The organism is Amycolatopsis sp. CA-161197, assembly GCF_050942255.1.
GTDB lineage: Bacteria > Actinomycetota > Actinomycetes > Mycobacteriales > Pseudonocardiaceae > Amycolatopsis.
The window spans coordinates 9,306,864-9,331,102 of sequence record NZ_CP192059.1 but is presented as its reverse complement, the minus strand read 5'-3'; the positions used below and the strand labels follow the sequence as shown (position 1 = coordinate 9,331,102).

Here is a 24,239-nt window from a genome sequence, read left to right as displayed (position 1 = left end):
GTCGCGTCGAGGCTGACCGGCCGTAGCGCTGACCGCGGAACGGTTCCACGACCAATCGACGCGGTGGTGCGTCACGGAGCCGCCGGCGGAAGCGGACGTCTTGGCCTCCCTCTACCGACTTCTGCCACACCACGACTTTGCTGGTGACGCTGCTGTTCACGCCGAGGACGTCGCCGCGGAGGAGACGGCCTAACGTCTGCTCCTGCCCAGGGCAGTGGTGACGATCACTTTCGGCCTGGCTTGAATCCGACCTGTCCCCGGAGGCTGTCAAGGCTGAGGCTCACGGTGTTTCGCTGACCCGCGCCAATGATTCCTGATATCCGCCGCGTGCCTATGGCGGACAAAGGCATCGCCGCCGAGGCCGGGGTGGACCTGAATGGCACGACTTTGTTCGGCTGGACCGAGCAACCGCCGCGGGAGGATGCCCGAAGTCGACCTCGCCGAGAGCCCGACGACCGCGTTACCGCCTCGACCGTCGAGGGTCGTTACCGCACGTCCGACGTCGTGGTTGTCGGGCGAGCCCGCGGGGCCGCCGACGGCGTCGCCACCACGAATTCGGCGTAGATCACTCTGCCCTTCGCCGCGATGGCCCACGCGATCGGCCTGAGCTGCGGCGGCTTGAGCTTCGGGAGTGGTACTCCCGGGGTGCTAAGGTACGTCCGCATGCCCTCGTAGCTCAGGGGATAGAGCACCGCTCTCCTAAAGCGGGTGTCGCAGGTTCGAATCCTGCCGGGGGCACAAAACCCCTGGTCATGCGTATGACCAGGGGTTTCGTCAGCTCAGACGCAGGGTGGCGGGCGAGGCGTTGACGGCTCGCGGGCCGGAAGAGATCGCGTTGACGTCTCGGCGCGAAGCCAACGGGATGGCACTGGCCCTCGCAAGCCAGCAGATGCGGGCGGCGGGTTTCGTGACCAGCACACGCTCCGGGTAGGCCATCGTGCACGCTCCTTCGGCCGGAGGCCGAATGGTGGCGGAAGACGTCGCGGACACCTCATTGCGTGTCGTGCTTGGTGCGGGCGAGGTCGATGTGGGGCAGGTTCGTGGTGTTGAACTCCAGCAGCGGCAGGACGGCCGTACGGAGGGTTTGCCCATCGCGGTGAGCTCGTAGCTGAGGTGCGGCGGCATGACGGTGCGCCATGATCCCGTCGCGTTCCATGGTACGCAGGGTGACGGTGAGCATGCGCCGGCTGATACGGCCGACGGCGCGCTCGAGCTCGGTGAACCGGAGTGGCCTGTCGCGGAGGTGGCGCACGACGAGCCGTGACAACTTGTCCACGACGATGTCCAGCACCTCGCGGGTCCGGCACTCGTCGTCCGCGGTCATGGTTACTTCTTGGGAACGGGGGCACCGGAAAGTGCCTTATTGCTCCGTCTGGACCGAACGCACCGCACTGGTTCCCACACAGTATCGAGTTGCGCATAGGAACCACCATGGCGACGTTTCTGCTGGTCCACGACGCCTGGCACAGCGGCGAGTGCTGGCAGCGCGTGGTGCCGCTGCTCGAATCAGCCGGGTATCGGGTGCACGCCCCCTTCGCTGACCGGCTACGGCGACAAGGCGCACCTGGTCAGCCCCGATGTCGGCCACAGCTACGCGGGACTGGTGATTTCGTCGGTGGCCAACCGGATTCCGGACCTCACCGCGCATTTGGTGTACCTCGAAGCGATGGTCCCCGAAGACGGTGAGACCGCGATCGACGTCCAACCCATGACGCAGCAGCTGATCGCGCGCCGCGAGCTGGCGGATCCCGCCGCTGTGCGAGCGGCCCGCGCCGTACGGTCTCCTCGGCGTGACTGATCTCGCCGATCTGGCCTGGCTGGGCACGATGCTCTCCGACCAGCCGGTGGGCTGCCTGCAACAGCCCGCCCACCTCGACAACACCGCCGTTCACGGCATCCCGCGCACCCACATCCACTGCGTCGGCGCCACCCCGGCGGGCATCACGCAGCGCCCCGTGCGCGCCGTGCAGCCCAACGGTTCCCTGGCTCCGAGCCGGAGCTCCTCCATCGCGAGGTCGTCGCTCCCGGCGGATGTAGTGCCCGCTGGCCTGCCGGTCAGCTTGGCGCGGCCAGAAATCCCGGGCCACCGGTGCCAGCCTTCCACCAACGCTGTTCCATCGCAGGTCCCGTAGTGCGGCCCTGCACCAGGTACTGCTGCCCGTATTGGGTCGCCTCGGCCGGGCACAGTGGACTTCGCCGTGCTTGACGACGAGCGTCTCTGGCCTCGGCCCCTCGAAGGCCGCCATGGTCTGCGTCCGCGGATCGGCAGCCGGTTTGCGGACGCCGGGACGATCCGCTCGAAGCCGGCGATCTGCGTCGACGGGGTGGCGTCCATCAGAACCAGGCCCTTGACCTTGTCCGGGTGGTCGAGCGCGATCCGCGCGGCGATCAAGCCCCAGCGAGTGTCCGCCCAGCACTGCCGGCGCCGCTCCACCGAGGTGGTCGAGCACGCCGGTCAGCACCTTTCCGGTGCTCTCGAAGGACTGCAGCTCTTGGGGCCACGGGAGCAAACCCGGTTCGGCTTGCCCGGCGTGGTCTGGCGGCTCGCGAACTTGTCCAGCGCGTCGCCAACGCCGTGCATCAGGATGATGACCGGCTTGCCATTCTCGAGGACGCCCGAATTCGTCATCGCAGTGGACACTCGCACGGCGACAAGCTCCGGCGTGGACCCGCCGCGTCCTGGGGGGCGGCGCGGCGGGTCCGGCTCCGGTGCGGTCAGCGGACGCCGCCGCCGACGTTTTCGATGATGCGGAAGAAGCCCTCCTCCAGGTCGCCGTTCACGGCGAGGCCCTGGACCTCGCCCTCGTACCGGGTCTGGCCCGCGACGAGAACGCCCACGCGGTCGCAGATCTGCGCGATCTCCGACAGCTGGTGGCTGGAGATCATGATGGTGACCCCCGATCCGGCCAGCGACCGGATCAGCGCGCGCATTTCCCGGATTCCGACGGGGTCGAGGCCGTTCGTCGGCTCGTCGAGCACGATGAATCGCGGCCGCACCAGGAGGGCGATCGCAAGGCCGAGGCGCCAGCGCATGCCCAGCGAGTACTGCGAAACGCGCCGGGTGCTCACTTCGGTCAGCTGCACCTGGGCCAGCACCGGCTCGATCCAGTCCGTGGACACGCCCCGCAGCTTCGCGTGGATGCGCAGGTGCGCCACGGCGTTCAGGTGCGACCACAGGCCCGGGGCCTCGACGAGCGCACCCACGTCGCTGAGGAGCCCGCGGTCGTACGCCCGTCCGAACAGCCGGATATCGCCGCTGGTCGGGCGTTGCAGGCCGAGTACGGCTTTCATCAGTGTGGTCTTGCCCGCGCCGTTGGGCCCGAGCAGCCCGTAGACCTCACCCGACCGCACCTGCAGGTCGACGCCATCGAGCGCGCGGTGCGCGCCGTAATGCTTGTGCAGTCCCGAAATCTCGAGAGTCAACATCGATCACACCTCCTTGCGGCTCAGGTGCCGGCACCCGGCGGCCAGCAGGACGGCCAGCAGCCCGACGGACAGGGCCACGGCCACGGGGATCACGTCCGGATCGGCGAGCGGGCTGTGCGGCGGCAGCGCGATGCCGTTGGGGCTGATGCCGGCCACGGGCAGGAGCACCCGCATCGGCCAGGCGACGGGAATCGCAAACCAGAAGGACTTGTCCGCGGTCAGGGTGCCGGCGAGCAGCCCGACCACGCCGACGGTGATGCCGGGGCCGAGCCCCCACAGCACCGAGACGAGCAGTGCCAGCGCCGACGTCGCCAGCCCGGCGAGCCACGGCAGGTAGGCCGCGGCGGTGATCGTGCCGAGAACTTCGCCGACTTGCCCGTTCAGCACCGCTCCGCCCGCGAGAACGGCCAGGAGGATGGTGCTCGAAATCAGGTTGAGCACGGCCAGTGCCCCGAATTTGCCCGCGAAGTACCGCCACCGCGGCACCGCGTACGACAGCAGCAGCCGCCAGGCCTCGTTGTCCGCGCGCACGGCCAGCGCGGCCGTGAGCCCCGCGCTCATCGGCACGAGCGCGCCCCAGAACTCGAGCGTCACCCGGCTGAACACGCCCCAGGTGTCGCCGGAGGCGCCTTCGGGAGAGAACAGCGAGCCGAGGTAGAGCGGCACGGCGATCGCGATCGGCGCGAGAATCGTGTACCAGGGCAGGAATCCCCGCCGCATGCGGGCCAGCTCGGTGCCGACGACCGTCCACAGTGCAGGGTGGTCCCGCGCCGCCGGTTTGTCGGGCACATCCGCGCCGGAAGTCATGGCTCCTCCGTTCCGCCGAATTCGGTGTCGTCCGGTATGTAGCGGTGAGGGGTGGAGGTGGTTCACGCCTTTTTCGCGGCACTCGATCGTGGTGGTCCGGTACCCTGCGGACATGGTCGAGAAGCCCCCGCTGTTCTCCGCGGTCTGCCGTGCGCTCGTCCGCGCCGGGCTCCCGCTCGTCGAGCTGTCCGATGTAGACTTGTTCGAGGTGATTGCCGCGACGGCGGAATGGGTCGGCCCCGAAGCCGGGCCGGAGGTCGACCCGCGGCCCGTGGCCGAGGAGCTCGAGAACCGCTTGTCCGGCGGCTGGTTCGCCGAGCCGACACCCAGCGAGGCCCAGGCCCATTTCTCGGTGGCGCCGGAGCCACCGCGCGTGGCGCTGGTCCGCCCCGAGCCTGGCAGTACAAGGGTTTTGGACGACAAGCCGCGTGGCGCGTGGTGGACGTCGTCCCGTTTGCCGGACGGCACGAGTTGCTGGTCGCGGAGCGAAAGCCTGGTCGGCACCCCGGAAACGCGCGCGGCGGGCGAGGTTCCGCCGCGTCGCGAGCACTGGGTCACGGTCGACCTCACGGCCGCGCGGATCCACCGCATCGAACGCGCGGCGGACTTCGCCGTGCTGCTGGCGGAGTACCCGCTGGGCGGCAGCGGGTTCCCGCGGGTGGACTGGCTCGCCGTCGCCGAGGATTTCGATGCCGTGCACTTGAGTGCTCGCGGGCTGGTGTACACGCAGGACGTGCCGATCGCCACGGACCGTGGCACGTCGGCGTTGCGTGGCTGGAACTGCGAATCGACGGCCTGGCTCACCGAACCGCGGCTGCGGTGAGGCGCCCTGGCCGGCACCTCACCGCGGGACCTCAGCAGCCGACGACGTCGACGTCTTTGCCGCTGGTGTGCGCGGTGACCGGCTGGTAGGGCACCTGCGTCGCCACGCCGAACGCTTCGCCGTGCATGACCCAGCCGTCGTGGCACTGGTTCCAGGCGGCGTTGGACTTGATCTGGTTCTTGCCGGAATTGCGCTGGACGCCGCTGTCACCGACCAGCTGGTACTGCTGGTATCCGGTGCGCAGCCACAGCTTCACCTGGATCGTCATGCCGGTGACCTTGGTGTTGCAGCTGAACACACCGTGGACGTTTGTCGCGCCGGGCACCGTGTGCGAACCGTGGGGGTAGTCCACGCTGATCGAGCACGACGGCGGCGCGAGCGGTGCGGCGCTCGCCGTCGCGGCGGGCAGCACCATGGTGGCGATCGCGGTCGCCGCGACGACGGGCAGGGCAAGGGGATTCTGCACGGGATTCTCCTTTCCGGGCGGAAGTTGCCCGTCCAGTAGAAGACGTGATCATCGCGTGCACAGCACCTTCGGCGACTTGTGGCAGCTTCGGAAGCGATCATGGCAGTCCGGTCGGTTCCGGAATCAGTGGCGGGCCACCGCGACCAGCATCGCGCTCCGATCGGCCATGCGGGATTTCAGCTCGGAACGCCCGGATACCCCCAATTGCTCGTACAACCGGCGAAGCCGGCGGTACATCGAACGCTCCGAGCAGTAGAACTCGCGCGCGATGGCCGAGATGCTGCTGGTGCCGCACAGCATCCGCATGAGCCGGCCGGTATCTTCCGGGTCGGCGGCTTCGGTGTTCGCGGCGGGTTCGAGCGCGCGCACCTCCGTGAGCCGCGGTCCGCGCCGGGGCTGACCAGAGCAAGTGGCGAGAACTGCGCCGAGCTGTTTTTCGTGTGGCAGCCGGACGTTCAGCACCGCGCTGGCTCCGCTGTCGATCGCGCGAAACGTCTGGTGCCCGTCGAGGTCGTCGACAACGGCGATGATCTGCCGCAGGCAATCCTTGTGCCGCAACGACCGGATCAGCGCTACATCGGGTTCGCTCGCCGCCGGAACCAGAACCGGTGTTCCGTCCGGTGGCAGTACCACCAACGATGGTGGTTCGAGAAAGTCGAGCGTGACACCGGCTCCGGCCCAGTCTTCTCGGCTACCGACGGGACTGAAACGTAACCCGGCGTGCGCTTTTATCACTAGATAGTATGACGCATCCACCACAGGCCCCCCGTCCTGTTGGGTGTCAATCAACCACTAGTGAAGATAGCACTTCACGACCCCTCTCCAAGACTCATTAGAGTGAAAGTGGAGTTGCTTTTCCCGAATTGAGCACGCGGTGTGGCGGGCGAGGATGGTGGGGCACGGTCACCGCTTCCCGCACAGCCCGACCCCGGTACTGAGCAGGGAGCCCAGGCTGATTTTCCCGCCGGTGCTGCCCTCTTTGCGCAACGGCTCGATCGCCGGTACTCCAGCTGCTGCGGCTTTGTCGTTGAGCGCATAGGACTTTCCGTCGGGTGCAACGAAGACCACCTGGTCGGCGCTGTGGCATTCGAGTGTTCCGCTGTCGACGGTCAATGGCCACAAATATCCGAAATTGGCCTGGGTGACCGCTTGCCGGCTCGATGTCGGAGGCGGCAGGGGAACGGCGCTGGTCGAGGCCGGGTTCCGGGTGCCCGAGCCGCAAGCGGTGAGCACGAACGCGGCGGCGAGGAAGCCGGCCACAGTGGCGATCCTGGACATTTACACCTCAGATTTTCGACTGCTCGTGCGATTGCAGAAGAGCGACGTAACCGTCTTCGAGCGTGGGCGCAACCAGTTGTGCGCCGGGCGGGGGCGTGCCGACCAGCCGGTACACGGTGCCGCCAGGCCCGGACACGGCGTTGACGACGGTGCCACCGGACGGCGGCTTTTCGCTCTGCAACTGAAAAGTCCGGTCTGCCGCCGCGCCGGTGAGGCCGGCGGTGGTGCCGTGGTAAAGCACCCGCCCTTGGCTGAGCACGCAGACTTCCGGACAGGTTTGGGCGACGTCGTCGAGGATGTGTGTGGACAGGATCATGATCCGGTCTCCACCGAGCCCCGCGAGCAAAGCGCGGAACCGCATGCGTTCCTGCGGGTCGAGCCCGGCGGTCGGCTCGTCGACGATCACCAGCCGCGGATCACCCAGCAGCGCCTGGGCGATGCCGAGGCGGCGTTTCATGCCGCCGGAGAAGCCGCTGATGCGCCGACCGCGGTGTTCGTCGAGCCCGACCTGGCCGAGCAGGTCGTCGACCTGCGTGTGGCGAAGGTGCTTGTCGTCAACGCCTTTGAGGAGCGCGACGTAGTCGAGGAATTCGCGGGCGGTGAGATCTGGATAGAGCGACAGCTCCTGCGGCAGGTAGCCGAGCATGCGTTTCACGGCGGTGCGGCCGGACGACGTCGCCAGGTCGTGGTCGCCGACGCGGACCCGGCCGGCGGTCGGGTGCAGGATGCCGGTGAGGACGCGCATCAGCGTGGTCTTGCCCGCGCCGTTGGGTCCGAGCAGGCCGGTCATGCCTTCGCCGAGGCGCAGGTCGATGCCGTCCAGCGCCGCTTCGCCGCGGCGGTACCTCTTCGTGAGTCCCTCGATGACGATCTTCACCGGATCGCTCCGTCCTGTCCGTCGTGGCGATCCGCTCGCCAGGCCAGCACCAGCCGCGCCGCGCAGAAGAACACCACTGCGCACAGCAGGACGAGCGCGATGTTCAGCAGGGCCGACCCGGCGCTCGCCGGTGGGCTGAGGAATCCGGTGCGCCCCCGTGCGGCCCAGACGTGCCGCGCGCCGAGCCACGCGACTGCCGGGTAGCCGCCGAGCGGGGAGAGCACCGTGCCGGTCGGGGTCGGCACCGGCACGAATCCCGGGCTGAGCTGGGTGGCCCACAGCCAGAGCGCCACCACCACGACCCGGGCGAGCACGACGGGCATGAGGAGTCCGAGCAGGCCGGCGAGTGTGGTGATCGCGAGTGCCGCGGGCACGAGCATGGTCACGATGCCGAGGAGCGAGTTGACCACCGGCGCCACCGAGCCGGCCTGCGCGCTGACGACGATGCCGATCAGCACGACGACGCCGGCGATCGGTGCGAGCGCCACGGCCAGCGCGCCGGCAAGATTCCCGGCCATGCGCGTGGTGCGGCCGGCCGGGGTTGTGTCGAGGACTTCGGTGAGGCCGGGCCGGGTGTGCTGGCTCAGCCGCCCGGCCAGAGCGACACCGAGGCCCGCCACCGCGAAGGTGTTGACCACCACGAGCGTCATCCCGACGCGGCCCACGGGATCGGCCATGCCGGTCACCATGGGCGAGGAGAGCGCCAGCAGAACCGCGAGCGCCGTCAGCGGCAGCAGCGACAGCCACAGCACGCGTCCACGCGCGGCCATGCGGGCCTCGTAGCGCACCGAGCCCTGTACTGCACTCCAGGTCGTGGTCATTCTTGTCCCCCGCCGAGCAGGCCCCGGCCCTCGATGATCCGGCGCGCGGCCGGCACCGCGAACAGCGTCGCGATCACGAGCAGCGCACCGATCCGGCCGGCCGGGGCGGAGAAGAACCGGTCGAGTACGAACAGCTGCGCGAACCACGCGCACAGCACCACCGTGGACGCGGCGGCCACCGACCGCAGCACCGCGGCGGCCCACGTGCCCGCCGCACCGAGCATGAGGCCGAACGCGCACACCGTGGCGAACCGCGTGACCGCCTCGGCACTCGGCACCAGCCCGGCCGCCACGATCACCGCCCCCAGCACCACGGCCGCGCCCAGCAGGCCGAGCCGCCGCGCGAACGTCGTGCCCAGCGGCGTCGGCAGACTCAGGTGCAGCTCCACCGCCCGCTCCCCACCGGCGACCGCGGCCGCCGCCACCCCGGCCACCAACGGTGGCACCGCCTGCGCTACCCACGCGCCGGCGAACCCGGCACCCCGCAGGCCGAGCCCACTGGCCAGCACCAGCGCAGCAACCAAGGGCGGTGCGGCGAGGACGTGCCGCCCCGCCCGCTTCGCCTCGTAACGCCACAGCTGGAGGTGGTCCATACCTGGTACGTAGCGGGGGAGGGTCGGGTGGTTCACGCGAATTCCCGGCCGCATTCGGGCAGGGGCAGTTGGCGGGTGGCCAGGACGGACAGCGCGGGGGTGAGTGTCGACGGTGCGGTGTCCCGGTTTCGTGTGACTGCGGCACTGGTGAGTTCGGTGGTGCTGTGGTGGGTGGGGGTCGGCGAGGCTCTCGTAAATTCCCGACGGCGTGCGCGCGGCCGTGCGGGGCGGCCAGCCAGCGCGAGCGGAACGGGGGTGAGTGCCGAGGACACGGTGGCCCGGGTTTCGGCAGCACCGATGCCTTCGGCGAGGGAGGCGAGGAGCCACGCAGATTTGGGCTGATGTTGGCGCTGCCGCGGCCGCGAGGTCGAGTGATTCTGCCTGGCTCGCGCCGCTTCGTGTTTCCGCGGGCGGTGGTGCACCGAGGGTGCCGGCGAAGTGGTTCACGCGAATTCCCGGCGGCGTTCGGGCAGGCGTAGCTGGCGGGCGGCCAGAACGAACAGCAGCAGGACGAGGGCGAGTGTCCAGGGGGTGGTGCCCCAGATTTGCGCGGCGGCTGCGCCGATGCGTTCAGCGAGGCCGCCGCGGGCGAGGGTCGTCAGGGAGCCGAGGCACCAGGCCGCGACAGCGGCCGCGGCGCCGACGCCGGAGGACCAGCGGACGGTGCCGGCGACGGCAATGGCCGAGGCGAGCAGCGACTGGCCGAGCCAGCCCGTGACCAGGTCGAACACGCCGCTGCCGATGCCCGCCGCATGGACGGCGACCGAGCCGGCCAGCGCCAGCAGAAGGTCGACGGTCAGCACCACCACCAGGCGCGCGATGAATACGGTGACGGGTGACGTCGGCAGGGCGAACAGGAGCTCGCCCCGCGGGTCGCCGCGGCGCGAGATTGTGGCCAGCGACCCCAGCAGCGCGACGAGGACCACGCCGGCCGCGAAGTAGCGCGACGCCGGCAACGGGTCCGGGGTGATCAGCGCGATCCCGACGGCGGCGGCGAGGCCGACGAAGCTCAGCGGGAGCAGCCGGCGGGGCATCAGGCGGAGTTGCCACCAGACCAGCAGCGCGCTCGTCCGCAAAGATCGGCGCGGAGCCGGCCTGGGTGCCGCGTTCGGGAGCGCGCTCGCTCGCGGTCGGTGCGGGGTCGCCGCTTCCGGCGGCAGCGCGTCGGACGCAGCTGCCAGGTCCGGTAGACGCGAGCCGGATTCGGGTGCGAGGTCCCGCCCCTGTGCGTCGGATGCGGGCGCGAGGTCCGGCCTCGGTGCGTGGGAACCGAGCGTCAGGTCCGGCAGCACCGCATCGGCCCCGGACGCCAGATCCGGCAGCAGCGTGTCGAACGACGGCGGTGCCAGCTCAGGCGTCAGGACCAGCGCGGCTTGGCGCGTGGCTGCGGTGAGTGAGCGCCAGGAGTCCCAGCGCCGGTGGCAGGCGGGGCACTCCGCGAGGTGGCCCTCGGGCCGGGAGATGAGACGCAGTTCGTCGTCGGTGGGGTGGGTCATGGTGTGCTCCTGCGGGCCGGAGACGGGCTGAGCCGCGCGCTCAGGTGGCGCCGGGCGTGCGACATCCTGCTTTTGACGGTGCCGACCGGGATGCCCAGCGCGGTCGCCACCTCCGGGTACGAGAGGTCTTCTCCGAGCACCAGCACGAGGACTTCGCGCAGGTGTTCCGGCAGCTCGGTGATCGCTTCCACCAGGGCCGCCCGTTCGACGCCGGCCAGTACGCGGTCCTCGACGCCGGGGGCTTCGTCGGGGACGGCGGCGGCTTCGTCGAGGCCGACTTCCACCAGCGTGGCGCGCCGGAGGCGATTGTGGGCTTGGCGGCGGGCCACACCGTAGAGCCAGCCGCGGACGGAAGATTCGGCGCGGAAGCTGCCTGCCGACTGCCACACTGCCAGCCAGGCTTCCTGGAGGATCTCTTCGGCTGCCCCGGCGTCGGACGTGAGGCGGCGCAGCAGGCGGAACATCCCGCTGCTGTGCCGTTCGTACAGGTGGCGAAGAGCATGCTGGTCGCCGCCTGCGACGGAGGACATGAGCTGCTCGTCCGACCACACATACATAGGTGTAGCAGCGAAGCGGCCGGCGGTTCACGGCGTTCGTTCGAGTGCCCCCGACCGGAGGACTGCCCGGCCGCCTGGTGACTGCCAGTTGTCGCCGAAAGGCTTGAGGCGCGTTTCGCGGTCTGGCTTGTTTTGAAAAGGCGGACTTCAGGGGCGTCCGCCACCTCGAGGGGAAGAACTCACCCGATTCCGAAGCAAGGAGTAACCATGCCGACTTTCGAAACCACCGCCGCGGTGATCGACGACGTCGATCTGTTCGACCTCGACCTTGAGGTGGGTGTCGAGCAGATGAGCGTGACGCCGGCGATCACCAGCATCTCGCTGTGCACCCCCGGCTGCACCAGCCCGGGTGGCGGCAGCAACTGCAGCTTCTGCTGCTGATCCCGTGGCGCCGGGCCGGGACTCGGCCCGGCGCCTTCCCGAACCGTCCGTCCGTCTCCGGGGGAACCGATGGATCCGTTGTTCCGCGCTTGGCCTGCTTTCCTCGTCCGGTCGCCGTTGCTGGCCGAATCGCCACCGGGTGGCCCGGACACCTACGCCGGCCTGCTGACCGCGGCGGTCGCCGAGCCCCAGCTGGTCGAGGCGATCACGCTGGCCAGCCCGAGCCTCGGCGCCGTGCTCAAGCGCGTCGCCGCCGGCGAAGTCGCGGCCCTGAAACCTAAACAGCTGCGTCGGGCCGCGCTTTCCGTGCTGCGCTACGACATCCGGATGCGGACGCGGCCGACGCCGTTCGGCCTGTTCGCGGGGGTCGCCTCAGGCGAGTTCGGCGACGCGGCTTTCGAACGGGGAACGGCGGACCGCCACCGCACACACGCCGATATGAGCTGGCTCCTGCGGATCGTGCACCGCGCCGAAACGGATCCCGCGGTGCTGCGGGGCGTGCGCGTCCGCAGCCACCAGGCGCTGACCGGCCGGGGTGACCGCGTGCTGCTGGAGACGCCGTCAGGGCATGGCGCCGCACCCGGCCAGACCACGCGCACGATCGTGTCCGCGCGCCGCTCGCCCGTGGTCGCCGCCGCGTTGCGGGCCGCGGCGTCGCCCGTCCCCGCCGCCGAACTGGTGCGCAGGCTCGCCGGGCAGTTCTCCGACGGCGCCGAGGCGCCCGTCTGGCGGCTCGTGCGAACGCTCGTCGAGCAGGAGCTGCTGATCACGGACCTGCGCCCGCCGCTGGACGGCACCGATCCGCTGCACCACGTCCTGAGCGGACTCCCGGACGGCGACCTCCGCGCCCGGCTTCAGGAACTGGACCGGCTGCGCGGGAAGTACGACGCGCTCGCGCCCGGCGAAGGCACGGTCGAGCTCACCGGGCTGCTCGCCGCGGCCCGGGAGATCGAGGACTTCGCGACACCCCTGCACGTCGACACCCGGGTGGACGTCCGCTTGCGACTGTCCGAGGAAGTCCGCACCGAGGTCGAACGCGCCGCCGAGGTTCTGTGGCGGCTGTCCCCGCCGCGCCTGGGCATGCGTCCGCTGCGCGGGTTCCACGGCCGGTTCCTCGAACGCTACGGCGCCGACCGGCTGGTTCCGGTGCTCGAACTGCTCGATCCGACGCGCTCGCTGGGCGCGCCCGCCGGCTACGAATGGCCGGAAAGCGAGGCCGCGCCGGAGGAAACGCCCGAACCGGCGAGCACGAAACGCGACCGCCTGATCAGCGAGCTGGCGATGGCCGCCGTCCGGGAGAACTCGCGCGAGGCCGTGCTCACCGACGAGCTGGTGCGCGAACTCGCCTATGACGACGCCGATCCGGCAGACCTGCCGAACTCTTGCGAGCTGTACGTGCATGTGGTCGACCAGGCCGACGGCGGGTTCCGGGTCGTCGTCTCGCCCAGCCCCGGCTCGCACCACGCGGGTGCGACATCCGGCCGCTTCCACGACCTCCTGCCGGACTGGCGCGACGGCGAGCAGCCGGTGCACGTGCCCGGGGCCGTCCACGCCGACCTGGCGTTCATGCCCCGCTCGGGCCGTGCGGCGAACCTCGCGCACACCGTCGGAGCCACCGGGCGGCGGATCACCGCCGGGCTGCCGGACGCGCCAGGGACCGAAGAGATCCCGGTCGCCGAGATCGCCGTCGGAGCGACGCTCGAACGCCTCTACGCCGTGCACGTGCCGACCGGCCGTGAGCTGGTTCCCGTGCTGCCCAACATGGTCAGCCCGGCCGTGCAGGCGCCCAACGTGATCCGCCTGCTGTTCGAGCTGGGCTTGGAAGGGCAGCGGCTGTGGGAACCGTGGAACTGGGGGCCGATGGCGAACGCGCCGTTCCTGCCGCGGATCCGCTACCGCCGCACGGTGCTGGCGCCCGCGACCTGGCGGCTCGACGGGTTGCGAGGGCAGGACGACATCGACCGGGCCGTCGCCGACTGGCAGGCCCGCTGGCAGGTGCCGGACCGGGTCCTGGTCGTCAGCACCGACCAGCGGCTGTTGCTGAACCTCGGCGACCCGTGGCACCGCGAGCTGCTGCGCGACGAACTGGCGCGCAATCCCGAGCTGGTGGCCCAGGAAATCGCGGGCGGCGAAGATTCGGTCGGCGACGGGCACACGCGCGAGGTCGTCGTTTCGCTCGTGCCGCGGCCCGAGCGGGGCCGGCCACCGCACGTCGCCCACGTAGTCGCCCGGCCCGAACCGGCGCGGCTGGCGGGCGACTGGTTGTACCTGCTGGTCCGCGGGTCCTGCCGCGTCCAGGACGACCTGCTGCGCGACGAGCTCCCCCGGCTGCTGACGCCGGCCGCGGAGGCGGGCGTCGATCGCTGGTTCTTCATCCGCTACACCGATTCCGACGGCCACCACCTGCGGCTGCGGTTCCACGGCGAGCCCGCGCGCCTGTGGTCCGAGCTCCTGCCTGCCGCGTCCGAGGTGCTCGCCGCCTGGCAGCGGACGGGTTTCGCAGGCAGCTCCAGCATCGAGCAGTACGACCCCGAGCTGGAGCGGTACGGTGGGCCCGCGGCGCAGGCTGCCGCCGAGCGCCTATTCGGTGCGGACAGCGAAGCGGCGATCACGCTCCTGCGGCTGGCCAAGCAGGGACTGTTCTCCTTGGACACGCTCGGCGCCATTTCCGTGGCTGCGCTGGCGAAGGCGTTCGGGGCGCCGTCGCCGGGAGCGCGCTGGGTGACCGACACCGGCGACGCGGCCGAATCGTGGCTCGCGATCACCGGCAGCCGCCGCGAACTGCCCGCGGAGTACCGAAAAGACGCGGCGCGGTGGCAACGCCTGATCGACCCCGCAGGTGGTTGGGCCGGGCTCGGCGAAGCCGGCGCTCCCGTCCTGGCCGCGCTGAGCGCGCGCGACGCCGCGGCCCGCGACTACAGGCGGCTCATCCGCGAGCTCGGCGACCGTTGTGCGGCACCGGAAGCACGGATCGTCGGCAGCCTGATGCACATGACCTGCAACCGGCTCTTCGGCGGCTCCTCCAGCCGGGAAGCCACCGTGCTCGGGCTGGCGCGTGGTGCCGTGCAGGACAACGCGAACCGGCGGAGGCACCACCGATGACCGCGTGCCTGACCGACGCCGAAGAAGCCGTCTTGCTCGTCGCAGACCGGCTTGCCGAGCCGGATTCCGTCGCCGAGATCGCGAGCCGGCCGGACAACGTCGAGCCGATCTACGGCGCCTCGATGTGGGCTCCGGTCGCGCTCGCCGCGGGCCTGCCCGGCATCGCCCTCCTGTACGCCGAACTCGCGGCGGCCGACGAACGCTGGTTCGCGGTGGCGCACCGGCACGTCGCACGCGCTGCGCAGCTCATGTCCGGGCAACCGGCCAACGGCCTCTACGCCGGGCCCGCGGCGCTGCTCACCGCCGTGCACCGGCTGAGCCCGAACTACGGAACGCTGCGCCGGAAGCTCGCCGCCTGGGTCGCGGCGGATCAGCAGACGCGGCTCGACGCGTGCGCCGCGCGGATCGAACCCGGCGTCTCGTGGGCGCACTACGACGTGATCAACGGCCTGTCCGGAACCGCCCGGCTGCTGCTGGACGTCGGCGAAACCGGCGTGGTCGAGAACACGTTGCGGTACCTGGTGAAGCTGACCGAACCGATCACTGTGGACGGACACACCGTGCCCGGCTGGTGGATCCCGTCGCAGCTGCAGCCGGTCGCCGAGGACGCCCGCCGGTATCCGCGCGGCGACTTCAACCTCGGCCTGGCCCACGGGATCCCCGGCCCGCTCGCGTTCTTCGCCGCGGCGCTCGAACGCGACGTGGAAGTGCCCGGACAGCGTGCCGCCATGCGGCGCATCGGATCTTGGCTGCTCGCCCGGCGCCGTACCGGCGAGGCGGGCGCGTACTGGCCGTGCCGGCTCGGCTGGGACGAGGAACTCTCGCCCGCCGCCGACGTGTTCACCCGCGAGGCGTGGTGCTACGGCGCTCCCGGCGTCGCGGCCGCGCTCCACCGGGCCGGCTCGGTGCTGGGCGAAGCGGGGTGGTGCGCCGCAGCCGTCGGTGCGTTGCGCGCCGTCCTGGCCCGCGACGAGCAGTCGTGGCGGCTCGACGGCCCGACGGTCTGCCACGGCTACGCCGGGCTGCTGCAGATCATGCGCCGCGTCGGCACCGCCGCCGGCGACCCGGTGCTGCTCGACGGCTGCGCCCGGCTGACCGCCCGGGTGCTGTCGTTCGCCGACCCGGCCGCCCCGTTCGTCTTCCCCCACCTCGTGCCGGATTCGCCGCGGGGTTGGCTGGACGCGACGGGATACCGGCGGCTGAACGTCGCCGGGATGCTCGAAGGCGCGGCCGGCGTGGCCTGCGCTCTGCTGCCCGCGGCGGGTGCGTGGGACACCGCCCTGATGCTGACCTGAGGAGGTCGCCATGTCCGGTCCACCGGAGAAACTCCTGCTCGGAGTGAGCGGTTCGGTCGCGGTGCTGAGTCTGCCCGCCTACCTGCACGCGTTTCGCGCCGCCGGGGTGCGGCAGATCGTCGCCGTGCTCACCACGACCGCGGCCCGCTTCCTGCCGGCGGGCAGCCTCGCCGTGCTCTGCGATCGCGTCTGCACCGACGAGGACCCGGCGGGCGGCCACGTCGCGCTCGGCCGGTGGGCCGACCGCGCGCTGATCCTGCCCGCCACGGCGAACCTGCTCGGCACCGTCGCCCACGGCCTGGCACCCACCCTGCTCACCACGACCGTGCTGGCCGCCGACTGCCCGGTCACCTTCGCGCCGGCGATGAACCCGGTGATGTGGCAGCGGCCCGCGGTGCAGCGCAACGTCGCGCTGCTGCGCGAGGACGGCCACGACGTCGTCGACCCGATCCCGGGCGCCGCCTACGAGGTGGCGAGCCGCGCGATCGTGCCGAGCATCGTCGTGCCACCGGCCGAAGTGTTGCTGGAGCGGCTCAGCGCGGGTGCGGAGGTGTCGGCATGACGCCTGCCTTCGACGTGCGTGATCTCGTGGTCACCTACGGCGGGCGGACCGCCGTCGACGGGGTGTCGCTCGGCGCGCGGCGCGGCGAGATCGTGGCGCTGCTCGGCCCGAACGGCGCCGGGAAGTCCACGCTGCTCAAAGCGCTGTCGACCGCGGTGCCGCCGGACTCCGGCCGGATCGAGGTGTTCGGGCATGACGCAGCGGTGGACCCCGTCGCCGTGCGGCGGCGGATCGGCATGGTCTTCCAGGAGCAGACACTCGACCCCGATCTGCCGGTGGAACGCAACCTCTCGTTCCACGCCCGCCTCTTCGGGCTGCCGCGGGCACAAGCGCGAGCGCGCATCAACGACGTGTTGCGCCAGTTCGACCTGGCCGACCGGCGCGCCGACCCCGTCGAACAGCTCTCCGGCGGGCTCGCACGCCGGCTGGAGATCGCGCGGGCCTTGCTGCACCGCCCCGGCCTGGTCATCCTCGACGAGCCGACGACCGGCCTCGACCCCGACGTCCGCCGGGCGCTGTGGGCTGACCTGCGCCGGCTTCGTGACGACGAGCGCGTGACCGTCCTGTACGCCACGCATTACCTGGCCGAGGCCGAGCTCGCCGACCAGGTGGCGATCATCCACAACGGACTCCTGGTGCGCGGTGGTTCGCCGGCCGTGCTCAAGGCCGAGCTGGCGGCGACCGCGTTGCGCCTGTCCACTGCGGACGACGTCGTGGCCGAAGCCGAGCTCATCCGCGCGGGCTTCGATGTTTCGTCCACAACGGACGGTCTGCTGGTGCGCTGCACACAGCCCGAGCGGCGGATCGCCGAGGTAGTGCGGGCGGTCACCGTGCCGGTCACCGAGGTGGCCTTGCGGGAGCCCTCGCTGGACGACGTCTACTTCGCCACCACCGAATCCTGAAGGCGGACACCATGACTGTGCAGGAAATCCGCGTGCCCGTCCCGGCGACGGTGGAGTCCGCTCGGGCACCATGGGCCGAGTTCTGCCGCGCGCTGGCCGTGGTCGCCGGGCGTGATCTGTACCGGCAGGCACGCCATCCCGGCACGCTCGTCGCGCAAGCCGTGCAGGTGGTGTTCTTCCTGCTCGTCTACGCGGTCGGTTTCGACGGGATGATCGGCTCGGTCGACGGTGTCCCGTTCAGCGCGTACGTGTTCCCCGGGATCATCGCGATCCAGGTGGTGACGCTCGGGGTGAGCTCCGGGCTGAGCTACGCGTTCGACCGCGAGTACGGTGCGCTGCGGGAGATGCTGGTGGCGCCGGTCCCGCGGCTGTGCCTGCCGCTGGGCAAGGTCCTCGCGACGGCAGTGACCGCCGGTGCGCAGAGCGCGGGCATGCTGGTGTTCGCGCCCTTGCTGGGATTGCGGCTCACCGTGCTGTCCTATCCCGTCGGCGTGGCGGCGTTCACCCTCGTCGGAGCGATTTTCGGTCTGTTCGGCGCGTTTCTGGCAACCGCGATCACCCGGGTGCAGACTCTGCAGTCGGCGGTGCAGCTGGCGATGTACCCGCTGTTGTTCCTCTCCGGCTCGGTGTTCAGGCCGGACGGCGGACCCGCGTGGCTTTCGGTCGCGCTCAAGGTCAACCCGATGACGTACGCGGTCGACGGCGTGCGGCATCTGCTGGTGCCGGCGGGCGGGGCCCTGCCGTGGTGGCTCGACCTGGCCGTGACCGGAGGACTGGCCGTGGTCTTCTCGGTCTTGCTGCGGCTGCGGGTGGGGCGATGAACTCGTGCGACTGGCTCGAGGCGCACCTCGAGTGGTTCGAGCCACGGGTCTGGAACGAGTTCCTGCCGGCCCGGCCGTTCGCCGGCGGTCCGTTGCTGGAGCTGCTGCTGCTGTGCGACCAGGTGCCCGGGCTCGCGCTCACCGACGCCGCGCTCGAGCTGGCCGGCCGGCTGACCGCGACGCCGGAGTTCCGGGCCGGGCTCTACCGCGGCGACGCCTACTTCACCTACCACGTCTGGCTGCTCGCGCTGATGGATCGGCTGGGGGCCCGCCGTCCGGACCTGCTGGCCGCGGCGCAGGCGCTGCTCGACGCGGGTGTCCGGCCGAACCAGGACGGGATCGGCGCGCTGGAACTGAGGTACGTCACCGACCTCGGCGGGCTGGCGAACCCCCACCTGCCCTCGGCACGCCGGCTGTTCCACCGGTGGCGGGAAGGGCAACACCTCGATCCGTTCCGGATGACCGATGCCGACTGTTACGCCTTGACCCACGCGGTTTTCTACGGCACGGCGTTCGGCCGGACCGCGTTGCCCACGGACGCTGCGCTGGCGCGGACGACCCGGCTGATGCTGGCCGCGCACCTCGCGGACGGCGACTTCGACCTGGGTGCGGAGCTTTTCCACACCACGCTGCTGATGGGCTTCGCGAACGGGCCCGCCCGGCACCGGCTCGGCACCGCCGCGCGGGCCGACGGCGCGGTCGCGGGCCCGCTCCACGACCCGGCCGTCGCGGCCCGGCTGACCGGGCGGAAAGCCACTGCGTACGTGTTCGGGACGTGCTACCACACCACGCTCGTCACCGAACTCGCCCTCGCTGTGCCGGTGTCCGGGGAAACGCGCCCGGCCCCGGAGCTGCCCGAGGAACTCGTGATCGCGTTCCGGCGCGGCGACCTGGGCCGGACCGCAACCCTGCTGTCGGCCGCGGCGCGCGACGGCCTGCGCGGTCCGGTCATCACCGCGGCGGTGCACCACCTGCGGGCACGGCAGCAGCCCGACGGCAGCTTCGGCATCCCCGCCGACGCCGAGCGAACGGCGTTGTGCCGCGCGGCGCTCGACGTCTGGCGCTAGCCGAGGACGACGCCGGCGCGATTGTCACGCCGCCAGGGGAAATGTCGGGTTCCGGGTGATCGTGTCGGCCTTGATCCGCACGATTGGTAACGATCAGGCAATCCGCCCGATAAGGCGTGCGCCGGGCCGTAAAGTTCCGGTTCCCATCACTGGAAAGGTGAAGTACGTGAGCACGCCCGACAACCCTGAGCAGTACCAGCAGTACCCCGCCGGCCAGAGTGCCCCGTTCGCAGCTCCGCCGGTCGGCGCCGGTTACGGGCAGCAGCAGCCCGTCGGCGGCGCGCCGCGCAACGGGTTCGGCGTCACGGCCCTCGTGCTGGGCATCATCGCCCTCGTCCTGTGCTGGACGGTGTGGGGCGGCATCATCCTGGGCGTTCTCGCGCTGATCTTCGGCATCCTCGGCGTGAAGCGCGCCAACCGCCGTGAGGCGACCAACAAGGGCGCCGCCATCGCCGGCATCGTGACCGGCAGCATCGGCCTGGTCATCGGTGCGGTGATCCTCATCGCGATCGGCTCGATCTTCGCGTCGTTCGGCAGCCAGCTCAACGACCTGCAGGACTGCCTGAACAAGGCCGGCACCGACTCTTCGCAGATCCAGAGCTGCCAGCAGCAGTTCAACGACAACGTGCAGAACCGCTGACCAAAGCCGTGGAGCCGTCGGGGATCGGGGGATCCCCGACGGCTCCGGCGTCAGTCGAGGAGCTCGACGTAGCCGTGGGTGCCGTTCACGCGGACCCGCTGCCCGTCGCGGATCAGCCGCGTGGCCCGGTTGACGCCGACGACGGCCGGCAGTCCGTATTCGCGGGCGACCACGGCGCCGTGGGTCATCAGGCCGCCGACCTCCGTGACCAGGCCGGCGATCGTCACGAACGCCGGTGACCAGCTGGGGTCGGTGTAGGCGGTCACGAGGACGTCGCCGGCTTCGAGATCGGCTTCGGCGAGGTCCAGGACAACGCGGGCGCGGCCCTCGACCGTCCCCGTGGACACCGGCAGGCCGGGCAGCGCGCCGGCCGGTGCGTCCGAACCCCGGTAGCTCCCGGAGACGGTCTCGCCCTCGGAGGTGAGCACCCGCTGGGGGGTGAGCGCCTGGTCCGCCGCGAACTGTTCCTTGCGCCGGCGGATGAGGTCGGCGTCGGCGACTCCGGCGCGCGCGACCTCGTGCAGTTCCTGGAACCGCAGGGAAAAGCTGTCCTCCGGCGCCTCGAGCACGCCGGCCGCGACGAGGCGCTCGGCCTCGGCCAGCAGCGCCTTCTTGTACTGGAAATAGCGGCTGATCATCCCGTACTTGGGGTATTCGCGATAGCCGACAAAGGTGCGGAGCCGGTCGATCATCGCCTTGGTCTCTTCGGCTTTGCGGCCGCCGTCGGGCAGAACCTGCAACCGCGAAAGCAGTTCCTGTTCCTTTTGCCCGGCTTCCCGCAGCCCTTGGTCGAAACGCCGGCGGGCTGCACCGGGTTCGAAGTTGTCGACGTTGCCGAGCAACACGGGCAGCAGCGTGCTGGGACGTTCGCTCCACCGTGGCCGGGTGATGTCTATTTCGCCAACACAGCGCATACCGTAAGTGTCCAAATAGGTCTGGATCGCCTTTCGCGCCTCACTTCCGCCGGGCAACGCGGGAAGTTCGTCCAGGAAGCCCTCGTCCCGCGCAGTCCGGAGAAACGCCACCACCTCCGCGTGCGGACGGAGGACGTCGGCGACGTCCAGCAGGGCGAGGCCCATCTCCGACGAGACGTTGTCGGGCGCGGACTGCGAAAGCGTGTCTGCGGCGTTCTCCTCGCCCAGCCACTCGCGCAGCCGGTCGTTCAGCCACGTCGTCGCGTCCATCCCGGCCATGATCGCCAGGTGGCTGCGCGGGTTGAACAACAGCCGCCGCAGCTCCTGCAGGTCCGCGAGGATGAAGTCGAACAACTCCGCGCCGCGTTTCTCCCTGATGCCACGCTCGAGCGCGGCCAGCGATGCCTGGTTCTCCGCGATCAGCTCGTGGACGATCGCGGAGTCGGTCTCGATCGGCTCGGGTGCGACGCCGAACGGCAGCGGGGCGGCGCCACCGTCGGTCGGCTCCGGCAGGAAACCGCGGTCGAGCACGGTCTGCAGCGCGTCGCGCATCAGCGGATCCGACGCACCCATCATCTCCAGGTACCCGGCGCGCCCGGCCTTCGTCGCCAGGCCCGGGGTGACGTCGACGAACAGCCGGCTGCCCGCCTCCGCCATCGGCCGCGGCGTGGTCAGCTGCCACACGGACAGCCCGAGCGGCCGCATCGCGTCGGTCATCATCTGCTGGTGCCCGACCGAGAGGTACACGTGGTTGCCCTCGTCGGCAGCGGGCGGGATCGGGAACAACGTGGTGATGGGCCGGCTTTGCACGACCTGGAAGTCGCCCTCGGCCAGGCACCACTCGATGTCCTGAGGCCGGCCGAAGTAGGCCTCGATGCGGCGGCCCAGCCGTTCCAGTTCCAGCACGTGCTCGTCGGTCAGCGCCGGCCGCTCCTGCTCCTCCGGCGCGATCGCGTCTTCGCGCGTGCCGCCACCGGGCACCGCGTGGATGGCGAGCTGCTTGGCCGACACCGTCTTCTCGACGATCTCCCCTTCGCGCACCCGGTAGCTGTCGGCGTTCACCAGCCCGGAGACGAGCGCCTCGCCGAGGCCGAACTTGGCGTCGACGGTCGTGACCTTCCGGTTCGACGTGATGGGGTCGGCCGTGAACAGGATCCCGGACGCCTCCGGCAGCACCATCCGCTGCACCACCACGGCCATGTGGACCCGGCCGTGGTCGAACCCGTTGCGCAGGCGGTAGGTCACGGCCCGGTCCGTGAACAGCGAGGCCCAGCAGAGCCGGATGTGCTCGAGGACCGCCGCCGGCCCGACGACGTTGAGGTACGTGTCCTGCTGGCCGGCGAACGAGGCCGTCGGCAGGTCTTCGGCCGTCGCGCTGGACCGCACGGCGTACGCGGCTCCCGGCTCCAGTGGCGCGATCAGCGCCGCCGCCACGTCGTCCGGAACGGCCGCCGCGGGCACGACCGCACGGATCTGCGCGCTCAGCTCGGCGATCTGGTCCCGGTCGTCGGGATCCAGCCGGGCCAGCCGGTCCAGCGCGCTGTCGAACGCCGGCACCTCCGCCAGCACCCGCCGAAACGCACGTGTCGTCACGCAATACCCGGGCGGCACCCGCACGCCCTCGATCCGCGAAAGCTCGCCCAGGTGTGCGCCCTTGCCTCCGACGAGGTCGATCTGACTGCGGTCGATCTCGCGGAAATCCAGCACGAGCTCGGTTCCACCCACTCTTGTTCCCCCGTTTTCCAGGGCCGGAGAATTCCGGCCGAGGCGGACGATTGTGAACGACGACCGGGGTCTTGCCACAAGAGCGGGGGTGCGCTATAGGTTGAAAGTGGCAGGAGGAGTACTTGCTCTTCCGCCCCTCCGTCCGGTCTGGACATTCACCTCTGAAGCTCACGGCCGTAGGTCAACCGACGACCGGCCCCACCCGTGTGGGGGACCCCGGCGGGCGGAGACCAGCACGATCCGGGACCCGGCCGGACCAGTCGCGTCACCTGGTCGTGTCTGGTTTCGAAACCTTGAACAACAGTAGGTAATCTTCCTTAACGGGAAGCGGGGAGCCGCTTCGACCACCGGCTGCCGGAGGGCTTCGTTGATCAAGCTCATGTTCGCGGACGACGAGGAACTGGTTCGTTCGGGCCTGCGCGCCATGATGTCCGGGGCCTCGGACATCGAGATCGTGGGCGAGGCGAGCGACGGCAGATCCGCGGTGGAGGTGGCGCGGCGCTACCACCCCGACGTGGCGTTGCTCGACATCAAGATGCGCGCGCCCGACGACGGGATCCGCGCGCTGCGGGCCATCCTCGCGCTGCCGGACCCGCCGATGGTCGCGATGCTGACGACGTTCGACATCGACGAGTACGTGAGCCTCGCGCTGCGGCTCGGCGCCAACGGCTTCCTGCTGAAGGACATCGACCCGTCGGCTCTCCTGCGCGCCATCCGTGACCTGGCCAAAGGTGGCGCCGTGCTCGACCCGGGCGTGGCGGCGCGCATGGTCCAGTCCCATCGCGACGAGCAGCGGGCCGCGCAGCCGGCGCGCAAGCTCCTCGCGAGCCTGTCCGAACGGGAACGTGAGGTCGTCGCGCTGATCGGCCAGGGGCTGTCGAACGCCGAGATCGGCGGGCGGCTGCACCTGTCGGAGGCCACGGTGAAGGGGTACGTGTCCGCGGTGCTCTCCAAGATCGGCGCCGCCAACCGCGTGCAGGCCGCGCTGCTGGCCTACCGCGGCGGGCTGCTCGACCAGTAGCCGATGGTGCTCACCGCGCTCGAGCTGCTCGGGCTGGTGGCGTTCGCGGCGTCCGGGGCGCTGGCCGCCGTCCGGGCGCGCCTCGACGTGTTCGGCGTGATCGTCGTCGGCCTCACGACGGCGCTGGGTGGCGGCATCATCCGCGACGTCCTGCTCGGCATCCACCCGCCGACGACGTTGCGGAACTGGCCGTACCTGGCCGTCTGCGCGGCCACGGCGCTCGTCGTGTTCGCGTTCCACCCCCAGGTCGCGCGGCTGAGACGCGCGGTGCTGCTCGCCGACGCGCTGGGCCTGGGCGTGTTCGCGACGGCCGGCACGACGATCGCGCTCAACGCCGGCGCCACCGCCTACGCCGCGTGCTTGATCGGCATGACCAGCGGCATCGGCGGCGGCGCACTGCGTGACCTGCTGCTGCGCGAGATCCCGCTCGTCCTTCGCAAGGAGATCTACGCCGTCGCCGCGCTCGCCGGGGCGGTGCTGGTCGCGATCGGTCACGCTCTGCCACTGCCGTCGAGTGCGGTCACGGTCGTCGCGGCGGCCGTGGTGGTAACGATTCGGCTGGTGGCTCTGTGGCGGCACTGGAACGCGCCCGTGGCCCGGCCTGGTGATACCGACTCTTTGTGAGTTCTGCGTGTGTTCTTAGGCGGGTCTCAGCACTCTGCGTA

The 24,239-nt window shown here is 70.7% G+C and carries 26 protein-coding genes and 1 tRNA gene; 14 read left to right on the top strand and 13 right to left on the bottom strand.

What is annotated here, in order from left to right; genetic code table 11:
* Positions 1 to 665 precede the first annotated feature (665 nt).
* Positions 666 to 738: transfer RNA gene (locus tag ACQPXB_RS44200), tRNA-Arg, on the top strand.
* Positions 739 to 774: 36 nt separating this feature from the next.
* On the opposite strand, the gene ACQPXB_RS44195 is transcribed toward ACQPXB_RS44200, so the two are convergent.
* Together ACQPXB_RS44195 and ACQPXB_RS44190 are read right to left on the bottom strand one after the other, a co-directional pair.
* Positions 775 to 936: a hypothetical protein gene (locus ACQPXB_RS44195; protein WP_432847911.1), complete on the bottom strand. Its 162-nt coding sequence runs from the start codon at positions 934 to 936 to the stop codon at positions 775 to 777.
* Positions 937 to 991: 55 nt separating this feature from the next.
* Positions 992 to 1,324: a winged helix-turn-helix transcriptional regulator gene (locus tag ACQPXB_RS44190; RefSeq protein ID WP_432847909.1), complete on the bottom strand. Its 333-nt coding sequence runs from the start codon at positions 1,322 to 1,324 to the stop codon at positions 992 to 994.
* A 279-nt stretch (positions 1,325 to 1,603) separates the two neighbouring features.
* Between ACQPXB_RS44190 and ACQPXB_RS44185 the strand changes: the two genes are divergently transcribed.
* Complete coding sequence (locus tag ACQPXB_RS44185; protein WP_432847907.1) at positions 1,604 to 1,798, top strand: hypothetical protein; 195 nt, start codon at positions 1,604 to 1,606, stop codon at positions 1,796 to 1,798.
* Positions 1,791 to 2,132, top strand: coding sequence for a hypothetical protein (locus ACQPXB_RS44180; RefSeq protein ID WP_432847905.1), 342 nt, complete (start codon positions 1,791 to 1,793; stop codon positions 2,130 to 2,132). The genes ACQPXB_RS44185 and ACQPXB_RS44180 overlap by 8 nt, the downstream gene beginning before the upstream one ends.
* A 583-nt stretch (positions 2,133 to 2,715) precedes the next feature.
* Here the strand turns inward: ACQPXB_RS44180 and ACQPXB_RS44175 are convergent.
* Positions 2,716 to 3,426: an ABC transporter ATP-binding protein gene (locus ACQPXB_RS44175; protein ID WP_432847903.1), complete on the bottom strand. Its 711-nt coding sequence runs from the start codon at positions 3,424 to 3,426 to the stop codon at positions 2,716 to 2,718.
* 3 nt (positions 3,427 to 3,429) lie between these two features.
* On the bottom strand, positions 3,430 to 4,233 hold the full coding sequence (locus ACQPXB_RS44170) for an ABC transporter permease (protein WP_366584772.1): 804 nt from the start codon (positions 4,231 to 4,233) through the stop codon (positions 3,430 to 3,432).
* A 112-nt stretch (positions 4,234 to 4,345) separates the two neighbouring features.
* On the opposite strand from ACQPXB_RS44170, the gene ACQPXB_RS44165 reads away from it, so the two are divergent.
* The gene (locus tag ACQPXB_RS44165) at positions 4,346 to 5,056 is read left to right on the top strand and encodes a hypothetical protein (protein WP_366584770.1); all 711 of its coding nucleotides are present in this window, start codon (positions 4,346 to 4,348) and stop codon (positions 5,054 to 5,056) included.
* Positions 5,057 to 5,087: 31 nt separating this feature from the next.
* Here the strand turns inward: ACQPXB_RS44165 and ACQPXB_RS44160 are convergent, their stop codons facing one another.
* The 8 genes from ACQPXB_RS44160 to ACQPXB_RS44125 all read right to left on the bottom strand — a co-directional run bounded on the left by ACQPXB_RS44160 (position 5,088) and on the right by ACQPXB_RS44125 (position 11,117).
* A complete protein-coding gene (locus tag ACQPXB_RS44160) occupies positions 5,088 to 5,522 on the bottom strand; it encodes a hypothetical protein (RefSeq protein ID WP_366584768.1) in 435 nt (144 codons plus the stop codon).
* Positions 5,523 to 5,645: 123 nt separating this feature from the next.
* Positions 5,646 to 6,278 (bottom strand): hypothetical protein, encoded by a 633-nt coding sequence (locus ACQPXB_RS44155; protein ID WP_366584766.1) that lies wholly within the window; start codon positions 6,276 to 6,278, stop codon positions 5,646 to 5,648.
* A gap of 147 nt (positions 6,279 to 6,425) precedes the next feature.
* On the bottom strand, positions 6,426 to 6,800 hold the full coding sequence (locus tag ACQPXB_RS44150) for a DUF2511 domain-containing protein (RefSeq protein ID WP_432847902.1): 375 nt from the start codon (positions 6,798 to 6,800) through the stop codon (positions 6,426 to 6,428).
* Between the two features lie 7 nt (positions 6,801 to 6,807).
* Complete coding sequence (locus tag ACQPXB_RS44145; RefSeq protein ID WP_432847901.1) at positions 6,808 to 7,677, bottom strand: ABC transporter ATP-binding protein; 870 nt, start codon at positions 7,675 to 7,677, stop codon at positions 6,808 to 6,810.
* On the bottom strand, positions 7,674 to 8,498 hold the full coding sequence (locus tag ACQPXB_RS44140) for a hypothetical protein (protein WP_432847900.1): 825 nt from the start codon (positions 8,496 to 8,498) through the stop codon (positions 7,674 to 7,676). The genes ACQPXB_RS44145 and ACQPXB_RS44140 overlap by 4 nt, the downstream gene beginning before the upstream one ends.
* Positions 8,495 to 9,091: a hypothetical protein gene (locus ACQPXB_RS44135; protein WP_432847898.1), complete on the bottom strand. Its 597-nt coding sequence runs from the start codon at positions 9,089 to 9,091 to the stop codon at positions 8,495 to 8,497. The genes ACQPXB_RS44140 and ACQPXB_RS44135 overlap by 4 nt, the downstream gene beginning before the upstream one ends.
* Positions 9,092 to 9,534: 443 nt before the next feature.
* Positions 9,535 to 10,587 carry a hypothetical protein gene (locus tag ACQPXB_RS44130; RefSeq protein ID WP_432847897.1) on the bottom strand — a complete coding sequence of 351 codons (1,053 nt, stop codon included), beginning with the start codon at positions 10,585 to 10,587 and terminating at the stop codon, positions 9,535 to 9,537.
* Positions 10,584 to 11,117: an RNA polymerase sigma factor gene (locus tag ACQPXB_RS44125; RefSeq protein ID WP_366584754.1), complete on the bottom strand. Its 534-nt coding sequence runs from the start codon at positions 11,115 to 11,117 to the stop codon at positions 10,584 to 10,586. Before ACQPXB_RS44125 ends, ACQPXB_RS44130 begins: the two co-directional genes overlap by 4 nt.
* 234 nt (positions 11,118 to 11,351) lie before the next feature.
* Between ACQPXB_RS44125 and ACQPXB_RS44120 the strand changes: the two genes are divergently transcribed.
* From ACQPXB_RS44120 to ACQPXB_RS44085, 8 genes are all read left to right on the top strand, one after another.
* The gene (locus tag ACQPXB_RS44120) at positions 11,352 to 11,525 is read left to right on the top strand and encodes a gallidermin/nisin family lantibiotic (RefSeq protein ID WP_366584752.1); all 174 of its coding nucleotides are present in this window, start codon (positions 11,352 to 11,354) and stop codon (positions 11,523 to 11,525) included.
* Between the two features lie 69 nt (positions 11,526 to 11,594).
* Positions 11,595 to 14,627 carry a lantibiotic dehydratase gene (locus ACQPXB_RS44115; RefSeq protein WP_432847894.1) on the top strand — a complete coding sequence of 1,011 codons (3,033 nt, stop codon included), beginning with the start codon at positions 11,595 to 11,597 and terminating at the stop codon, positions 14,625 to 14,627.
* On the top strand, positions 14,624 to 15,922 hold the full coding sequence (locus tag ACQPXB_RS44110; protein ID WP_432847892.1) for a lanthionine synthetase C family protein: 1,299 nt from the start codon (positions 14,624 to 14,626) through the stop codon (positions 15,920 to 15,922). Before ACQPXB_RS44115 ends, ACQPXB_RS44110 begins: the two co-directional genes overlap by 4 nt.
* Before the next feature lie 10 nt (positions 15,923 to 15,932).
* The gene (locus ACQPXB_RS44105) at positions 15,933 to 16,484 is read left to right on the top strand and encodes a flavoprotein (RefSeq protein ID WP_366584746.1); all 552 of its coding nucleotides are present in this window, start codon (positions 15,933 to 15,935) and stop codon (positions 16,482 to 16,484) included.
* Positions 16,481 to 17,386 (top strand): ABC transporter ATP-binding protein, encoded by a 906-nt coding sequence (locus tag ACQPXB_RS44100; protein WP_432847890.1) that lies wholly within the window; start codon positions 16,481 to 16,483, stop codon positions 17,384 to 17,386. Before ACQPXB_RS44105 ends, ACQPXB_RS44100 begins: the two co-directional genes overlap by 4 nt.
* A gap of 11 nt (positions 17,387 to 17,397) precedes the next feature.
* Positions 17,398 to 18,207 (top strand): ABC transporter permease, encoded by an 810-nt coding sequence (locus ACQPXB_RS44095; protein ID WP_386951209.1) that lies wholly within the window; start codon positions 17,398 to 17,400, stop codon positions 18,205 to 18,207.
* On the top strand, positions 18,204 to 19,274 hold the full coding sequence (locus tag ACQPXB_RS44090; protein WP_432847888.1) for a DUF6895 family protein: 1,071 nt from the start codon (positions 18,204 to 18,206) through the stop codon (positions 19,272 to 19,274). The genes ACQPXB_RS44095 and ACQPXB_RS44090 overlap by 4 nt, the downstream gene beginning before the upstream one ends.
* 166 nt (positions 19,275 to 19,440) lie before the next feature.
* Complete coding sequence (locus tag ACQPXB_RS44085; protein ID WP_366584739.1) at positions 19,441 to 19,914, top strand: DUF4190 domain-containing protein; 474 nt, start codon at positions 19,441 to 19,443, stop codon at positions 19,912 to 19,914.
* Between the two features lie 50 nt (positions 19,915 to 19,964).
* Here ACQPXB_RS44085 and rph read toward each other — a convergent pair whose 3' ends face one another.
* On the bottom strand, positions 19,965 to 22,553 hold the full coding sequence (rph, locus tag ACQPXB_RS44080) for a rifamycin-inactivating phosphotransferase (protein ID WP_432847886.1): 2,589 nt from the start codon (positions 22,551 to 22,553) through the stop codon (positions 19,965 to 19,967).
* 367 nt (positions 22,554 to 22,920) lie between these two features.
* On the opposite strand from rph, the gene ACQPXB_RS44075 reads away from it, so the two are divergent.
* Entirely contained in the window at positions 22,921 to 23,574 is a 654-nt protein-coding gene (locus tag ACQPXB_RS44075) for a response regulator transcription factor (protein ID WP_366584735.1), read from the top strand.
* Positions 23,575 to 23,577: 3 nt separating this feature from the next.
* On the top strand, positions 23,578 to 24,198 hold the full coding sequence (locus ACQPXB_RS44070; RefSeq protein ID WP_360593816.1) for a trimeric intracellular cation channel family protein: 621 nt from the start codon (positions 23,578 to 23,580) through the stop codon (positions 24,196 to 24,198).
* The last annotated feature ends 41 nt before the right edge of the window (positions 24,199 to 24,239 follow it).

Coding starts and splice junctions, on each gene's coding strand:
- ACQPXB_RS44140 (WP_432847900.1), bottom strand. CDS start 8,498: ATGACCACGACCTGGAGTGCAGTACAGGGCTCGGTGCGCTACGAGGCC.
- ACQPXB_RS44165 (WP_366584770.1), top strand. CDS start 4,346: ATGGTCGAGAAGCCCCCGCTGTTCTCCGCGGTCTGCCGTGCGCTCGTC.
- ACQPXB_RS44130 (WP_432847897.1), bottom strand. CDS start 10,587: ATGACCCACCCCACCGACGACGAACTGCGTCTCATCTCCCGGCCCGAG.
- ACQPXB_RS44110 (WP_432847892.1), top strand. CDS start 14,624: ATGACCGCGTGCCTGACCGACGCCGAAGAAGCCGTCTTGCTCGTCGCA.
- ACQPXB_RS44175 (WP_432847903.1), bottom strand. CDS start 3,426: ATGTTGACTCTCGAGATTTCGGGACTGCACAAGCATTACGGCGCGCAC.
- ACQPXB_RS44095 (WP_386951209.1), top strand. CDS start 17,398: ATGACTGTGCAGGAAATCCGCGTGCCCGTCCCGGCGACGGTGGAGTCC.
- ACQPXB_RS44070 (WP_360593816.1), top strand. CDS start 23,578: ATGGTGCTCACCGCGCTCGAGCTGCTCGGGCTGGTGGCGTTCGCGGCG.
- ACQPXB_RS44150 (WP_432847902.1), bottom strand. CDS start 6,800: ATGTCCAGGATCGCCACTGTGGCCGGCTTCCTCGCCGCCGCGTTCGTG.
- ACQPXB_RS44120 (WP_366584752.1), top strand. CDS start 11,352: ATGCCGACTTTCGAAACCACCGCCGCGGTGATCGACGACGTCGATCTG.
- ACQPXB_RS44100 (WP_432847890.1), top strand. CDS start 16,481: ATGACGCCTGCCTTCGACGTGCGTGATCTCGTGGTCACCTACGGCGGG.
- ACQPXB_RS44090 (WP_432847888.1), top strand. CDS start 18,204: ATGAACTCGTGCGACTGGCTCGAGGCGCACCTCGAGTGGTTCGAGCCA.
- ACQPXB_RS44170 (WP_366584772.1), bottom strand. CDS start 4,233: ATGACTTCCGGCGCGGATGTGCCCGACAAACCGGCGGCGCGGGACCAC.
- ACQPXB_RS44115 (WP_432847894.1), top strand. CDS start 11,595: ATGGATCCGTTGTTCCGCGCTTGGCCTGCTTTCCTCGTCCGGTCGCCG.
- ACQPXB_RS44195 (WP_432847911.1), bottom strand. CDS start 936: ATGGCCTACCCGGAGCGTGTGCTGGTCACGAAACCCGCCGCCCGCATC.
- ACQPXB_RS44105 (WP_366584746.1), top strand. CDS start 15,933: ATGTCCGGTCCACCGGAGAAACTCCTGCTCGGAGTGAGCGGTTCGGTC.
- ACQPXB_RS44135 (WP_432847898.1), bottom strand. CDS start 9,091: ATGGACCACCTCCAGCTGTGGCGTTACGAGGCGAAGCGGGCGGGGCGG.
- ACQPXB_RS44190 (WP_432847909.1), bottom strand. CDS start 1,324: ATGACCGCGGACGACGAGTGCCGGACCCGCGAGGTGCTGGACATCGTC.
- ACQPXB_RS44125 (WP_366584754.1), bottom strand. CDS start 11,117: ATGTCCTCCGTCGCAGGCGGCGACCAGCATGCTCTTCGCCACCTGTAC.